Below are 14,429 nucleotides of genomic sequence, written 5' to 3' on the forward strand. Positions count from 1 at the left end.
TAACGCCGTTTTATAGCCGTGTATTATTTATCTAGCTGTTCTTTGCAAATAACGTTTAATGATCCAGGTGAAATTGTAATAACTAATTTGTTAGAAGTTTTCACCTCTCCATCTACTACGTATTTAATCTCTTGCTCTGCACTTACTTCCACTCTTTTAGCATTTGTATGATGCGAATTAATAGCTAAATGTGTTTGTGTAATGCTGCTAAACATAAGCTCGGCAATACTCAGTACTGTAGTGCCATTTTCTTTATTGGGTATTAACCAATTCACATCAAGAAGCCCGTCACTATGATCGGGCTGCCCGCCACCTTGAGCTAGCAAAGTAGTAAAGGGTGCGGCATTAGCAACAATAAAACTATTGGTACTTACTTGCGTTGGTTCGTTATCATCAAGCTTTATTGTTAATACTTGTGCTTTTTGTTCACCAAAAGCTTGTAAAAAACCATTTAAATAGGCCAGTTGCCCAGATTTGTTTTTAGCTTCACGGTCGGCTTTTTCAATCATGGAGTGTTCAAAGCCAATTCCTGCCAGTAGTAACATTAGCTCGTCGTTACAATAAGCTGTGTCGATTAAACTTGTTTGCCCATCAATAATTAAATCACAGGCTTGTTCAACAGGAATAAATTTTGATTTTATGCCCATTAACACATGCGCTAATGCGTTAGCCGTGCCCAGCGGAATAATACCCAACCTGCATTTAGTGTGCACTAATACACTGGCCACTTCTGTCACTGTGCCGTCACCACCACAAGCAATAATAATATCTGGCTGCTCTTTTATTGCCTGTTTAGCAAGCGCTACGCCGTTAACTTCTTTTGAGGTTGTTAATACGGTTAAGTCGTAATAAGCCGATAAACTAGCAATAATTAGGTGTTGTTTGTCTTGCCACATTTTTGTGCCCGACACTGGATTTGCAATCAAAAATGCTTTGTTTTTAATTACTAACTCACCTTTTTTATGGCGCTTAGCTAAGTGATGTAATTGGCGTTTATTAAGATTAGCTGTCTCGCGAGTTTCTTTTATTTGTGCCAGTATTTGATGCACATCGGCATCTTTATTTTGGCTAAGCAAGTAGGCCGCCATTACAAACACAGAGCGCCCGCGCCCTAAAGCACAATGCACCACCACACGGCGATCTTTTTGTACATGATGATGGATCCAATTAATTGCTTGGTTTAACTGCGAATGCGTAGGAACGCTATGATCGAGTACCGGAATGTTTAAATAATTAATGTTTTCTTGCGTAGAGCTCCACTCTAAACCGTCAAACTCGCACGTTACATCAAGTATTGCGGTAATACCGTTTTCTTTTAGCGTATCTATGTCAGAGGGAAATAATCGACATGCCAAAAACAAATGTTCATTAATCTTTTGAATAGGCGGCACTTTATCGTGTTTACGAGCCCACGCATTGTATAATTGTGCGCCAAATAAAAAAGGAATAAACGCCCAGCGAATATAAAAAGGGATAACGCCGTTTTCTCGTTTTCTAAACACTTTTGCTATATCGAATATATAAGCGCCCCCCACTAAAAGTAGTGACAATGCACTCCAATAAAATACAATCGAAAAGTAAATTGAGTTAACTTCCCAGCCAATAAATATGAGTATAAATGCCAATAGTAAGTAACTAATTGCAGCCCACATATGTTCTCCTTTTATAATATATGCTCGTTGTTGTTATATTTATTAATCATGCCTTAATATTGTAAAAGCAAATTTCACGCCAGCATTCACTTATTCCTCGTTAGTTATATTATTGATAATTAACATTTTAATTTCTATTTATTAAGCCTTTTATTAGCCCACTTATAAACCGTAGCTACTTTTACACTATAGTAGGTTAATTGTTCACACTGGTATAAAGTAACAGCAATACTCTTTGTTTACTTGTATTGAGCTGTATTACAGCTAATCTATAAGCACATCTAAGCATGTTTTTGCATCCACAAACAACTCTCACACGTTTATTTAACTAATAATAAAAATATTAAGGTAATCATGGAAAACGACGATTTACTCCCCCTTTTGTGTTCAACCGCTCAAGGCGATAAACACGCATTCGCTAATCTTTATCAGCAAACCAGCGGAAAATTATTTGCTATAACTTTAAATATGTTAACAAACAGAGCGCATGCGGAAGAAGTATTGCAAGAAGCTTTTATTAAAATTTGGCATAACGCATCTGAGTATAATTCATCTAAGGGAACGGTTATTAGCTGGATGATCAGCATTGTTAGATACCGAAGCCTTGATGCGCTGCGCTACAACAAAGTGCGCAAGGAGCAATCACTAGGCGACGACGATATAAACGAGCACGATATTGAGGTAAGTTATGCCGAAAACACCAAACTCGTAAGCTGTATAGAGCAATTAGAGCCACAGCAAAAACAAGCGATTCACTTGGCCTATTACAAAGGCTTAAGCCACAGTGAATTAGTTGAACATATCGACACGCCTTTAGGTACGGTAAAAAGTTGGATCCGCCGTGGACTAGTTCAGCTACAAAGGTGTTTAACCCTATGAATTATAATAAACCCGAGGTATTAAATGCACTTGCAGGGCAATATGTACTTGGTACGCTATCAAGCTCAACCCGTAAGCGTTTTCAGCGATTACTCCTCAACTCCAGCAAAGCACGTGAGGCCACAACAATGTGGGAGCAAAATTTAAATAATTTAGCCAGCGCTATTACGCCACTAGCACCAAGTGACGACTTATGGCCAAAAATATTACAACAAATTGAAAACCAGCCCCAACCAACGAAAACAATAATTCGTACACAACCTTCAATTTGGCGCACTTGGTCGCTTGTTGCTACAGCAGCTTCAATTGTATTAGCCTTTTTAGTAATGCAACCGGCCACTAATGTTAGCAATATTCAGCAAATTGCATTAGTGCAAAATAAAGCGCAGCAACCGTTATGGTTTATTGATGTTAATGAGCAGGCTTTATCAATTAAGGCAAGTAGTCAGCTTGTTGCTAAAACAGATAAAGACTATGAGCTGTGGATGATACTAAAAGACCAAGACGCACCAATATCGCTGGGCTTACTCCCTAAAACAGGTAGCAAAACGCTAGCTAAAAACAGCCTTTTTAAAGCCAGTAATGTTGCTCTATTGGCTGTAAGTTTAGAACCTATTGGCGGCTCGCCAAACGGCGAGCCAAGCGAAGTACTCTATACTACTGAATTAGTACTTTTATAAATTACTAAAAACAGCTCTTTTATCTTTTCTCAGTAATAAGGTATTAGAGCTAAATAGCGTGAATTAACAAATAAAGCACATTAATTAAAAATAAGTTAACTTTCTTGCATCCAATTTAAACCCTGCCTCGTATTACTAATGACTTCAATCAAAAACTAAAGGACAAAGTCATGAAAGCTTTTACTCCATCAATACTCGCAGTTGTTATATGTGCTACTTTTGTAAGTGCACCAAGTGAAGCATCAAGCCACAGAGAAGCGCCTAATATTAGTCGCTTTCCAACATTAGACTCTACCGACTTTTATGTTTTTAATAGTTATGAGCAAGGTCGTGGTGACTTTGTTACCTTGATTGCTAATTACATTCCATTGCAAGATGCCTACGGTGGTCCTAATTACTTTGCCATGGATCCTGATGCTACTTACAGCATTCACATTGATAACGATGGTGACGCTGTTGAAGATATTACTTTTGCGTTTAACTTTAAAAGTATGTTGCCTAATAATAATCAAGGTGTGCAATTAACCGTAGGCCCTGAGGGCAATCAGCGTACTGTATCTGTACCACTAAAAAATGTCGGCGGTATTACGGCAGGTAATGATAATGCTGCTAACTTTAGTGAATCTTACACCGTAAGAATGATCAGCGGCCCGCAAAAAACAGGCACTAGCGTACAGCTTAGTAACACTACTACTAGCTCAACTACTTTTAATAAACCGCTTGATTATGTAGGTAATAAAACCTTTACCTCAAAGCAAGATTACCAAATGTATGCCGACCAATTTATGTATCAAGTCGCTATTGCGAACTGTGATGGCATGGCTAAAGTGTTCGTTGGTCAACGTAAAGACCCTTTTGTAGTTAACCTAGGCAAAACCTTTGATTTAGTAAACTACGTACCCGTTGAAGGCGACAGTGCTGCGGGTGCTGGTGATGGCTCGGGCTTTCCTGGTGGCATAACACAATCGGCAGATAACGATGATTTAGCTGATAAAAACATTACCTCTATAGCAATTGAAGTACCTAAAAGCTGTGTGGTTGGCTCAGGTAATGGCGTAATTGGTTCGTGGACAACAGCAAGCTTACCGCAAGCGCGTATTTTAAATCCTAATGCTAAGTTTGCAAATAACGCAGTTAACGGCGGCGCATTAACGCAAGTTTCGCGTTTAGGTAACCCACTGGTTAATGAGCTAGTAATTGGTATTAAAGATAAAGACACCTTCTCTACTGCGCATCCTAAAGATGATGGCCAATTTTTAGATTATGTGTCGCATCCTTCACTGCCTGAACTATTAAATATTTTATTTAAAGATGCGGTTAATACCACCCTAGGGACAAATTTTGCAACGCTTGCACCTACAAACTTTCCACGTAATGACCTTATAACCGCATTTTTAACTGGTTTTTCCGGTGTTAACCAGCAAACAACAGTAACGCCATCAGAAATGCTGCGTTTAAACACTAAAATTGCAGCAACAGCACAAGCTGAACAATCAACATTTGGGGTAGTAGGTAATGATTTAGCCGGATTTCCAAATGGCCGTCGCCCAGGTGATGACGTTGTTGATATAGCACTAAGAGTTGTTATGGGTCGTTTATGTCACCCTATCCCGGTAGCAGGCGTAGACACTGATTTAGGGCTTTGTAAACCAGAGGATGCTGAAGTAGGTACTGTGCAATTTACCGATGGCGCACCAATAAATGCCACTATGATGGATGCAAGCTTTCCCTACCTTACTACCCCACTTGCGGGTTCTAAATAAGGAGTAAAACAATGCGTAATTTAAAATATACACAGGCATGTTTGCTTATAAGTGTTTTAGCAATAAGCGGCTGTGGTAGCGATAATGACAACGAGCCAACAGTGGCTGTTAATGTTGCTCCCACAGCAAGCGATGCCATGGTAACCACGCAAACTGAGGTGGCTATTAACGACATGCTTGACGCAGCAGATGCCGATGGCGACACACTTGCCTACAGCATAACAACACAGCCCACACTCGGCAGCGTAGTTGTAAATACCGATGGCACATACACCTACACGCCCAATAAAGAACAAACAGGGTCAGATAGCTTTATGTTTGGTGTGTCTGATGGGGTTAACAACCAAGTAACAGCAACGATAAGTATTACTATTGAAGCATTGCAAGTCGATTTTGCTCAGTTTGCAACCGATGCATTTAATCAACCTACTAACGCTGAGCCACTGTCTATTAACGGCCGAGTATTTACCAACACCGAAACAGATGTTGGTGGCCTCCACCCTGCAACAGGTAATTAATCAGTAAGTCATAATCAAAGCTGACAGGCCACGGATGGCTTTTTCAAAAGGACTATAAAATGCAATTACCTTACACTAAATTAATTTTGCTACTTATGGGTATGTTATTTTCAAGCAATGTATTTGCCAGCGCTTTTACCCCCGCCGATAATGCAATTATTGCCCCTAGCAACTCAAATATAGTAGCTCAACTGTCTGTTGCTGAAATAAACGAACTAGTTATAAATAGCCAATATGCTGGGCAAACTGAACGTTTGCAAGGTGTGTTAAAAACACATTTAGCAACTTTGTATAACCAAAACCCCACTCCACTAATTGGTTATTTATATGCACGAGTACTACAAAAAGAGCACCAATTTGATGCTGCAATTAAAATTGCCACTGAAGTATTAGTTGCTGAGCCAAATCACAGTAATAGTCATTTATTACTGGCTAATATTTACATGACCAAAGGTGAATTTACTGCTGCCAAAGGGCATTGTACGGCATTAATTGGGCAAGTAAGCCTTATTACCGTAAGTACTTGCGTGTTAGATGTACAAAGCCAGCAAGAGCAACTAATACAAAGCTATAATGCATTAAAAAAGATTACCCATAATAAAAATATTAGCTTAGCCACTGCCCATGTACTAAGTGAAATGAGCTATCGATTAAATAATTACCAAACTGCGCTGAGCTACATTAGCTATGTCGATTTACAGTCTGCGCCGGTGAGCCTTATTGTACTGTGGGCCGATACTCAATTAGCACATAATAACACGCAGCAAGTGCTCAATACTTTAGCTGGTTTGCTAACAGATAACAGTAATTTAGAAGATGCTATTCTACTCAGGTTGGCTATTGCTGAAAAAAATACTAATGCGGTTAGTACAAAGTGGCAAACAATGATGAAAAGCCGTGTGGCGCTGCGCGAACTACGTCAAGATACCTTTCATGCCAGTGATCTAGCCCACTATTATATTGCAGTAGCGCCAAATAGTGATAAAGCTCTGTACTGGGCCAATATAAATTGGCAACAAGCTAAAATGAGCACCGATAAGCAATTATTAATACAAGCCAAAGCCATGCAGCGAGCAACACTATGAAAACATTTTGTGTATTTATTCTCACTTTAGCAACGAGTTTAGTGGCCACTAATAGCTTTGCTCATCAGTTAAGTACCGGCTATATAACTTTAAATAATACCGCTGCTAGCCAAAATCAGTATAGTGGTCAGTGGCAAGTAAATATAACCGATTTAGAGCAAGTCGTGGCGTTCGATATTAATAACGATAAACAAATAACCTGGGCTGAAATAAAAGCCAAACGCAGCTCTATTAATAGTTTTGTGTATGCTAATTTACAGCTAGTTCAGCAACAACAGGCATGCACGCTCTCTACCCAAGGGGCGTATCAATTAGATAGTCACTTTAATCAACCCTATTTAGTAATACCGCTGCTGTTTAGCTGCGCTGATCAAACTGAAACTAGCTTACATTACAGCGCCTTTTTTAATACCGATGGTAACCACAAAGCCATTGTAAATATTAATAATTTATCGCGAGTGTTTAGCGCAGCTAACGCAAAACAAACATTTAATTTTAGCCAATCAAGCTACTTAAGCACCTTTAATCAATATGTATATCAAGGAATATTGCATATTTGGATTGGTATTGATCATATTTTATTTTTAATCGCCTTATTACTTACCTGCGTACTTACCCGCACCGAAAAACAATGGCAAGGTATTAGCTCAAAAAAACAAATTATTAAACACACCGCGTGGATAGTTACCGCCTTTACCCTAGCCCATTCAATTACGCTTACTACAACCGCTATGAATTTAGTATCGCCAAATAGCCGCTGGGTAGAGCTAGGTATTGCCCTGTCAGTACTTTTTGCTGCACTTAATAATGTATGGCCACTGGTATTACGTTTAGGTTGGGTAACATTTGCCTTTGGTTTATTGCACGGCATGGGGTTTGCTAGTGTATTGGGTGAGTTGGGGTTGTCGAGCGATTATCAGCTATTGAGTATTGTAGCATTTAACTTAGGGGTAGAAATTGGTCAGCTCAGTATTTTACTCATAGCATTGCCGGTGTTAATCAGCATAAGAGGCTATCAGTGGTATAAGAAATGGTTAATGCCGGTGGGTTCATTTGCTATAGCACTGATTGCATTACAATGGTCAATCGAGCGGTTTTAACCTGTAACCGCCCTAATACCAATTTTGAGCACTTTTTATAGTGCTTTTTACAGTACTTCGTCATGCACTTCAAAAGGCATGAGTAGCGTTTTCATCGCTGGGCGAAGTGCTATTAATACTGTTTCTTCGGTGAGTTCTGGGTAGAGCATTTTTCGAAGAAATAAGCCCGCCATCATCGAAAAAATAACATTAATACGGCTATCGAGTTCTTGCTCTGAGTGTGATTTTAACAAGCTTCTGTCGCTAATTAATAACTGTCTCATTCTATCGCGCGCTTGGGTATCAGCCTCGTGTAGTAACGTAGCCACTTTATTGTTTCTGGCCGCTTCTGCCATCATGTCTAAATCGATTACACACGCCCCGGTATCCATATGCCTTTGCACTCCTTTGTGCAAACTGCCTAAAAGTATTGTGAGGATATCGCCAGGCTGCTCTTCAAACTCTTGAAATATAGAAAACATTTCTTGCATATCTTGCTCAATAATACTCTCTATTATTGCTTCTTTACTTTCAAAGTAGTTATAGATATGGCCGGCACTCATACCCGCAGTTCTTGCAATTTCAGCCATGCCTGCCCCATGATAGCCTTTGCGACGAAAGCAGTCTGCTGCAGCATCTAGTACTTGTGTGCGCCGTGCTTCGACTAATGCAGGATCTGCATGTCTTTTACTTTTATGGGTCACTTACAACTCCACTATTTAACCTGTCTATTATAAAAACCAATTGCATCTAAATATTTAGTTACAGCAAATAAAGCGCTGTTAAATTAGAAGTATTATAAATTTAACATTCTAGTGATGGCCTATAGCAAAAGCTATAGGCCATATAGACTACTTAATCTTGCACCGCTGGTGAGGTAACTTGCCAACCGCCGCCAACTGCTTTGTATAAGTTAATTTTACTGGCAAGTAATGCTTGCTTACCCGTAATTAACTGCTGTTGGGCACTGTACCAAGTTCTTTGCGAATCAAGAACTTGCAAGTAACTGTCGGCACCTTTGTCGTAACGCGCTTGCGAAATATCAAAGGTTGCTTGACGGCTTTGCACTAACTGCTCAAGTGCGCTTAGCTGGGCGTTATAACCTTCTCTATCTGCAAGTACGTCAGCAACTTCACGAAACGCTTGCTGAATTTTTTGCTGATAGGTGGTAAGCGCTATTTGTTGCGCCGCTTTAGCAACATCTAAATTAGCTTGGTTACGGCCCATATTAAAAATAGGCAAATTAATAGTAGGTACAAAACTCCACGTACCCGAGCCACCATCAAATAAACCACTTAAGTCGCTTGATGCAGTACCCGCATTAGCGGTTAAACTAATACTTGGGTAAAACGCAGCACGCGCAATACCAATATTTGCATTAGCCGCTAACAACTGATGCTCAGCCGCTTTAATGTCAGGGCGTTGCGTGAGTAAATCAGACGGTAAACCAACTGGTACTTCTGGTAAGTCGAGTAAATGATTAAGTGACGCATTTGGCAGTAAATCACTGGCAACGCTATTACCTACTAGTAAATCAAGCGCATTTTTATCGCGTTTTAATAAACGCTTATACTTTGCTATATCAACTTTAGCTGTAGCAACCGTACTTTTAAGTTGCTCTAGGGTAATTGCTGATGCAGCACCTAAATCAAAACTTTGTTGAGTAAGTGATAACGACGACTGTTGCGACGTTAGGGTTTCCTCGGCCAGTGCTAATAACTGCTGGTCGGTTGCATAGTTAAGCCAGGCATTAGCAAGCTCAGCAATAAGCGACACTTGCATACTGTATTGGCTCAGCTGCGTAGAGTATAAGGTTTGCAGTGCTTGCGCTGACTGATTGCGCACCTTGCCCCATATATCAAGCTCATACGAGGTAATACCTACGGTAGCACTGTACTGCGAATTAATACGCGGCTCACCAGTACTCGATAAATCACCCGGCAAGCGCTGACGCGATCCAGATCCATTTATATCAAGCGATGGAAATAATGCCGAGTCTTCTATTTGATATAAGCCACGCACGCGCTGCACATTTAATGCAGCAATTTGTAAGTCTTTATTATGCTCAAGGCTCTGTGCAATTAACGCTTGCAGTTTTTCATCGTTAAAAAACTGCTGCCAATTTAGCTGCGTAGCTTGCGTTTGCTCTGCACCCGATGCATACGCATCAGGCACAGGTAAAGCTATTTCTTGTTGCTCTGGGGCAAGTTGGCACCCCGTTAATACAGCTAAAGTAAGTGCGTTTAAACCTAATGTTTTTAAGTTCATTATTCGCTCTCCTTCGTTGCTACTGCCGATTTACTTGAGAATGTTTTACGTACTAAAACAAAAAACAAAGGCACAAATAACACCACTAAGGTAGAGGCAGCTAAAGTACCACCAATAATAGAGATACCCAGCGCATTTTGTGCACCCGACCCTGCGCTCGACGCAATAGCCAAAGGTACAACACCACAAATAAAGGCCAGCGAGGTCATTAATACTGGGCGTAAACGCAGTTTAACAGCAGCTATTGCAGCATCCACTAAGCTCAGGCCTTCTTCCATTTTATGAATAGCAAATTCAACTATTAATATCGCGTTTTTAGAAGCCAAACCTATGGTGGTTAACAAGCCTACTTGTAAGTAAATATCGTTTGATAAGTTACCAATTAATGCCGCCATAATCGCACCAAATATACCCAGTGGCACAATAATCATTACAGCAAATGGTACTGACCAACTTTCGTATAACGCAGCTAAACATAAAAATACAAACAACAGCGACAATCCATACAGTAAAGGCGCTTGCCCACCACTTGAGCGTTCTTGATAAGATATACCCGACCACTCAGAAGCAATACCGTTTGGCAATTGCTTAACTAAACGCTCCATTTCATCCATAGCCTGCCCTGTACTATAGCCAGGTGCTGCACTACCTTGAATTTCCATCGCAGAAAAACCATTGTAGCGCTCTAAGCGTGGTGAGCCGTAAGACCAGTGCGAACTAGCAAATGCTGCAAACGGCACCATATCGCCATTATTATTACGCACGTACCACTTATTTAAGTCCTCTGGCACCATGCGCGAATCAGCTTCGCCTTGCATGTATACTTTTTTCACGCGGCCGCGGTCAATAAAGTCATTAACATAGCGGCTACCCCATGCGGTAGACAAAGTACTATTTATATCGGTTTGAGTAACGCCCAATGCTTCCGCTTTTGCAAGGTCAATATCAAGTTGCAGCTCTGGCATGTCTTCTTGGCCATTTGGACGCACACCCGCTAAAACAGGGCTTTTACTTGCCATACCCAATAGCATATTACGTGCATTTAATAACTCGTCATGGCCTAAGCCTACGCGGTCTTGTAAAAACATATTAAAGCCATTAGCTGTACCAAGCTCTACAATTGCCGGTGGTGGGAAAGCAAATACAAACGCTTCTTTTATGGTTGAAAAATACCCCATCCCTTTACCTGCTACTGCATTTACCGATAAGTCGTCACGCTGGCGCTCATCCCAATGCTTTAAGCTCACAAAACCAATTGCTGAGTTTTGCCCAGAACCGGCAAAACTAAAGCCTGTTACCGTAAAGATAGAACTTACCGCTTCGGTTTGATCATTCAAATAATGGTTTTCTACTTTTTCAACTACACCTAACGTTCGCTCAATGGTAGAGCCTGCAGGCAACATTACTTGGTTAAATAATATACCTTGGTCTTCGTCTGGTAAAAAAGCAGTTGGTAAGCTTGAAAACACATATACCATACCACCCACAAGCACACCATAAATAAGTAAGTAGCGCTTTGATTGGCTGATCATACGCCCAACAATACCTTGCGCGCCGCGGTTTGTTTTATCAAAGCCACGGTTAAAGCCAGAGAAAAAACGTCCAATAAATGATGTTTTATCGTGTACATGGCTTGGCTTAAGTAAGGTTGCACATAATGCAGGCGTTAAAATAAGCGCCACTAATACCGACAAGCCCATTGCCGACACAATAGTAATAGAGAACTGACGGTAAATAACACCGGTAGAGCCACTAAAAAACGCCATCGGAATAAATACTGCCGACAGCACCATAGCAATACCTACCAATGCGCCTTTAATTTCGTCCATTGATTTACGTGTTGCATCTAATGCCGAGAGTTTTTCTTCAGTCATTAAGCGCTCTACGTTTTCTACTACAACAATCGCATCATCAACCAACAGGCCAATGGCAAGTACCATAGCAAACATAGTTAACGTATTGATTGAATAACCAAAGGTATACAAAATTGCAAACGTACCCAGTAGTACAACAGGTACTGCAATAGTAGGAATTAACGTTGCACGAAAGTTTTGTAAAAACAAATACATTACAACAAACACAAGTATCACAGCTTCAATTAACGTGTGTACTACTTTTTCTATCGACAAAGATACAAATGGTGTGGTGTCGTAAGGAATAACAACATCTAAACCTTCAGGAAAAAACGGTTTTAAGTCCTCTAATGCTTTTTTAACGCCCTCTGCGGTATCTAGTGCGTTAGCACCACTGGCAAGCTTTATACCAATACCCGCAGCCGGATCACCATTAAAACGTGCAACTACACCATAATTTTCACCGCCCAGTTCTACTCTAGCTACATCTTTTAGACGCACTACTGAGCCATCACTATTGGTTTTAACTAAAATGTTTTCAAACTGATCAGGTGTTTTCAAACGGCTTTGTGCCGTTATTGTCGCATTTAACTGCTGCCCTGCAATCGCAGGCATACCACCGAGTTGGCCGGCAGAAACCTGCGCATTTTGTGCAGTAATTGCCGCGCCAATATCGTTTGGCGTTAACTTAAAGTTTTGTAATTTTGCTGGATCTAACCAAATACGCATAGCGTACTGCGAGCCAAATAACTGCGCTTCACCTACACCATCAACACGAGAAACAATATCTTGCACGTTTGAGGCTACATAATCACCAATATCAATATTAGTCATGCTGCCATCTTTAGACACAAAACCTAATACTAATAAAAAGTTACGCGCCGCTTTGGCTACTACAACACCTTGGCGTTGTACTTCCTCTGGTAACAACGGCGTTGCGGTTGCTAATTTGTTTTGTACTTGAACCTGAGCAATATCAGGGTCTGTATCAGCATTAAACGTTAATGTAAGCGTTGCTGAGCCACTCGACTCTGACGTTGACGACATATATAACAAGCCGTCTAGCCCTTTCATTTTTTGCTCAATAACTTGCGTTACAGAGTCTTCTAAGGTTTGCGCTGATGCACCTGGGTAATTTGCAGTAATACTAATCGCAGGCGGTGCAATAGAAGGATACTGTGCAATAGGTAAACTTTTAACTGCTAAAATACCCGCTAACATAACAATAATAGCGAGTACCCAAGCAAATATCGGTTTATCGATAAAATATCGTGACATTTAAACTCTCCGTTATTGCGCTTGAGTGGCTAAAGGTGTTGCTTCAGTGACAATCACTGGCGCGCCAGGACGAATTTTTTGTAAGCCTTCAACAATTAACTTATCACCAGCAGATAAACCTTTAGTCACTAACCAGTTCGAACCTATTGTTCTATCAACCTCTAGTACTCGGCTCTCTACTGTATTATTTTCACTTACCACCATAGCCGTTGGCTGGCCTTTGGTATTACGCGTTACACCACGCTGCGGAACCAAAACAGCATTTTCTTGAACCCCTTCAACAATAGATGCACGGGCATACATACCCGGTAAAAGTAGTTTCTCAGGGTTAGAAAATTTAGCTCGCAATGTTACCGAACCCGTACTTGGATTAACCGTTACTTCTGAAAACTGTAAGGTGCCCTTATGCGGATAAACCGAACCGTCTTCCATATAAAGCTCAACCTCGGTTTGAATATCTGCATCAACACTTAACGAGCCCGACGACAATGCTTTTTTAAGCTTGGTTAACTCATTACTCGATTGTGTTAAATCAACATAAATTGGATCAAGCTGCGTTACTGTTGCCAATGCCATTGCTTGATTAGCACTTACCAAAGCACCAACAGTCACACTCGATTTACTAATTTGACCACCAATAGGCGATGCTACATGGCTGTAATCTAAATTAATTTGTGCAGCCTGTAATTGCGCTTTCGCAGTAAGTAACTCAGCCTTTGCCTGTTTAGCAGTTGCATCTGCTTCGTCAAAGTCTTGCTGACTTACAGCTTTAATTGCCAACAACTCTTTATAACGCGCAGCTTTTGATTTACTGCTGGCAATACTCGCCTCAGCACGGGCTACAGCTGCTTCACTTGCTGCAAGCTCAGCTTCAAAAATGGCTGGATTTATTTGATATAGCGCTTGGCCTTTTTCTACTTGCGTACCTTCTGTAAACAAACGAGATTGCACAATACCGCTAACTTGAGGACGAATTTCTGCTATTTGATATGCACTTACACGCCCTGGTAATTCTTGTTTAAGTGTAAGTGTTTGGCTTTTTATCGTAACTACACCTACTGGAGTGCCTTGAGAAGCAGTAGCTTTAGGTTGCTCAGCAGCCTGATCACAACCAGTTAAAACGACAGAACCAACGAGGGCCGAAAATACCAATAGCGCGATGCGGGAACGCTGCATATTAAATTACCTTTTAACTTGAATTTAAACTTTAGAATGAACGTTCATTCTAAATTATTTGCATGCACTTTCCAATGCTAATTAAGAATTATTTTTAACTAGATTTAATGCTGTAAACATATGTAAATTTGGTTGACTAAAGCGACTATTTGCTTACAGTCAAAACTCCCCTAGGGCATTGGGTAAAGCCCAAATAGG

11 protein-coding genes are annotated in these 14,429 nt (G+C 40.6%); 6 read left to right on the forward strand and 5 right to left on the reverse strand.

Annotated elements, in window-relative coordinates:
* Window positions 1–23: 23 nt before the first annotated feature.
* A complete protein-coding gene (locus AAEZ22_RS10770) occupies window positions 24–1,652 on the reverse strand; it encodes a diacylglycerol kinase family protein (protein WP_011329962.1) in 1,629 nt (542 codons plus the stop codon).
* A 354-nt stretch (window positions 1,653–2,006) separates the two neighbouring features.
* Here AAEZ22_RS10770 and AAEZ22_RS10775 point away from each other — a divergent pair, with 354 nt between their 5' ends.
* The 6 genes from AAEZ22_RS10775 (at window position 2,007) to AAEZ22_RS10800 (ending at window position 7,677) form a co-directional block, all read left to right on the forward strand.
* Window positions 2,007–2,531: a sigma-70 family RNA polymerase sigma factor gene (locus tag AAEZ22_RS10775; RefSeq protein WP_011329961.1), complete on the forward strand. Its 525-nt coding sequence runs from the start codon at window positions 2,007–2,009 to the stop codon at window positions 2,529–2,531.
* Window positions 2,528–3,211, forward strand: a complete 684-nt coding sequence (locus tag AAEZ22_RS10780) for an anti-sigma factor (RefSeq protein WP_182683661.1) — start codon at window positions 2,528–2,530, stop codon at window positions 3,209–3,211. The genes AAEZ22_RS10775 and AAEZ22_RS10780 overlap by 4 nt, the downstream gene beginning before the upstream one ends.
* A gap of 170 nt (window positions 3,212–3,381) precedes the next feature.
* Entirely contained in the window at window positions 3,382–4,974 is a 1,593-nt protein-coding gene (locus AAEZ22_RS10785) for a DUF4331 domain-containing protein (RefSeq protein ID WP_338411769.1), read from the forward strand.
* Window positions 4,975–4,985: 11 nt separating this feature from the next.
* Complete coding sequence (locus AAEZ22_RS10790) at window positions 4,986–5,492, forward strand: cadherin-like domain-containing protein (RefSeq protein WP_338411770.1); 507 nt, start codon at window positions 4,986–4,988, stop codon at window positions 5,490–5,492.
* Window positions 5,493–5,551: 59 nt separating this feature from the next.
* The gene (locus AAEZ22_RS10795; RefSeq protein WP_338411771.1) at window positions 5,552–6,577 is read left to right on the forward strand and encodes a tetratricopeptide repeat protein; all 1,026 of its coding nucleotides are present in this window, start codon (window positions 5,552–5,554) and stop codon (window positions 6,575–6,577) included.
* Complete coding sequence (locus AAEZ22_RS10800) at window positions 6,574–7,677, forward strand: HupE/UreJ family protein (protein WP_339683968.1); 1,104 nt, start codon at window positions 6,574–6,576, stop codon at window positions 7,675–7,677. The genes AAEZ22_RS10795 and AAEZ22_RS10800 overlap by 4 nt, the downstream gene beginning before the upstream one ends.
* A 47-nt stretch (window positions 7,678–7,724) precedes the next feature.
* Here AAEZ22_RS10800 and AAEZ22_RS10805 read toward each other — a convergent pair whose 3' ends face one another.
* The 4 genes from AAEZ22_RS10805 to AAEZ22_RS10820 form a co-directional block, all read right to left on the reverse strand.
* Window positions 7,725–8,360, reverse strand: a complete 636-nt coding sequence (locus tag AAEZ22_RS10805) for a TetR/AcrR family transcriptional regulator (RefSeq protein WP_011329955.1) — start codon at window positions 8,358–8,360, stop codon at window positions 7,725–7,727.
* Window positions 8,361–8,511: 151 nt separating this feature from the next.
* Window positions 8,512–9,924, reverse strand: a complete 1,413-nt coding sequence (locus AAEZ22_RS10810) for an efflux transporter outer membrane subunit (protein ID WP_338411819.1) — start codon at window positions 9,922–9,924, stop codon at window positions 8,512–8,514.
* Entirely contained in the window at window positions 9,924–13,055 is a 3,132-nt protein-coding gene (locus AAEZ22_RS10815; protein WP_350627911.1) for an efflux RND transporter permease subunit, read from the reverse strand. Before AAEZ22_RS10815 ends, AAEZ22_RS10810 begins: the two co-directional genes overlap by 1 nt.
* 12 nt (window positions 13,056–13,067) lie before the next feature.
* The gene (locus AAEZ22_RS10820; RefSeq protein ID WP_179807154.1) at window positions 13,068–14,231 is read right to left on the reverse strand and encodes an efflux RND transporter periplasmic adaptor subunit; all 1,164 of its coding nucleotides are present in this window, start codon (window positions 14,229–14,231) and stop codon (window positions 13,068–13,070) included.
* Between the last annotated feature and the right edge of the window lie 198 nt (window positions 14,232–14,429).

The sequence above is a fragment of the Pseudoalteromonas sp. 20-MNA-CIBAN-0454 genome (assembly GCF_040308685.1).
GTDB classification, from domain to species: Bacteria; Pseudomonadota; Gammaproteobacteria; order Enterobacterales; family Alteromonadaceae; genus Pseudoalteromonas; species Pseudoalteromonas nigrifaciens.

What these genes read in the sequence shown, in the direction of transcription:
- AAEZ22_RS10775 (WP_011329961.1), top strand. Translation starts at nt 2,007, where the DNA reads ATGGAAAACGACGATTTACTCCCCCTTTTGTGTTCAACCGCTCAAGGC.
- AAEZ22_RS10820 (WP_179807154.1), bottom strand. Translation starts at nt 14,231, where the DNA reads ATGCAGCGTTCCCGCATCGCGCTATTGGTATTTTCGGCCCTCGTTGGT.
- AAEZ22_RS10780 (WP_182683661.1), top strand. Translation starts at nt 2,528, where the DNA reads ATGAATTATAATAAACCCGAGGTATTAAATGCACTTGCAGGGCAATAT.
- AAEZ22_RS10795 (WP_338411771.1), top strand. Translation starts at nt 5,552, where the DNA reads ATGCAATTACCTTACACTAAATTAATTTTGCTACTTATGGGTATGTTA.
- AAEZ22_RS10810 (WP_338411819.1), bottom strand. Translation starts at nt 9,924, where the DNA reads ATGAACTTAAAAACATTAGGTTTAAACGCACTTACTTTAGCTGTATTA.
- AAEZ22_RS10800 (WP_339683968.1), top strand. Translation starts at nt 6,574, where the DNA reads ATGAAAACATTTTGTGTATTTATTCTCACTTTAGCAACGAGTTTAGTG.
- AAEZ22_RS10785 (WP_338411769.1), top strand. Translation starts at nt 3,382, where the DNA reads ATGAAAGCTTTTACTCCATCAATACTCGCAGTTGTTATATGTGCTACT.
- AAEZ22_RS10815 (WP_350627911.1), bottom strand. Translation starts at nt 13,055, where the DNA reads ATGTCACGATATTTTATCGATAAACCGATATTTGCTTGGGTACTCGCT.
- AAEZ22_RS10770 (WP_011329962.1), bottom strand. Translation starts at nt 1,652, where the DNA reads ATGTGGGCTGCAATTAGTTACTTACTATTGGCATTTATACTCATATTT.
- AAEZ22_RS10790 (WP_338411770.1), top strand. Translation starts at nt 4,986, where the DNA reads ATGCGTAATTTAAAATATACACAGGCATGTTTGCTTATAAGTGTTTTA.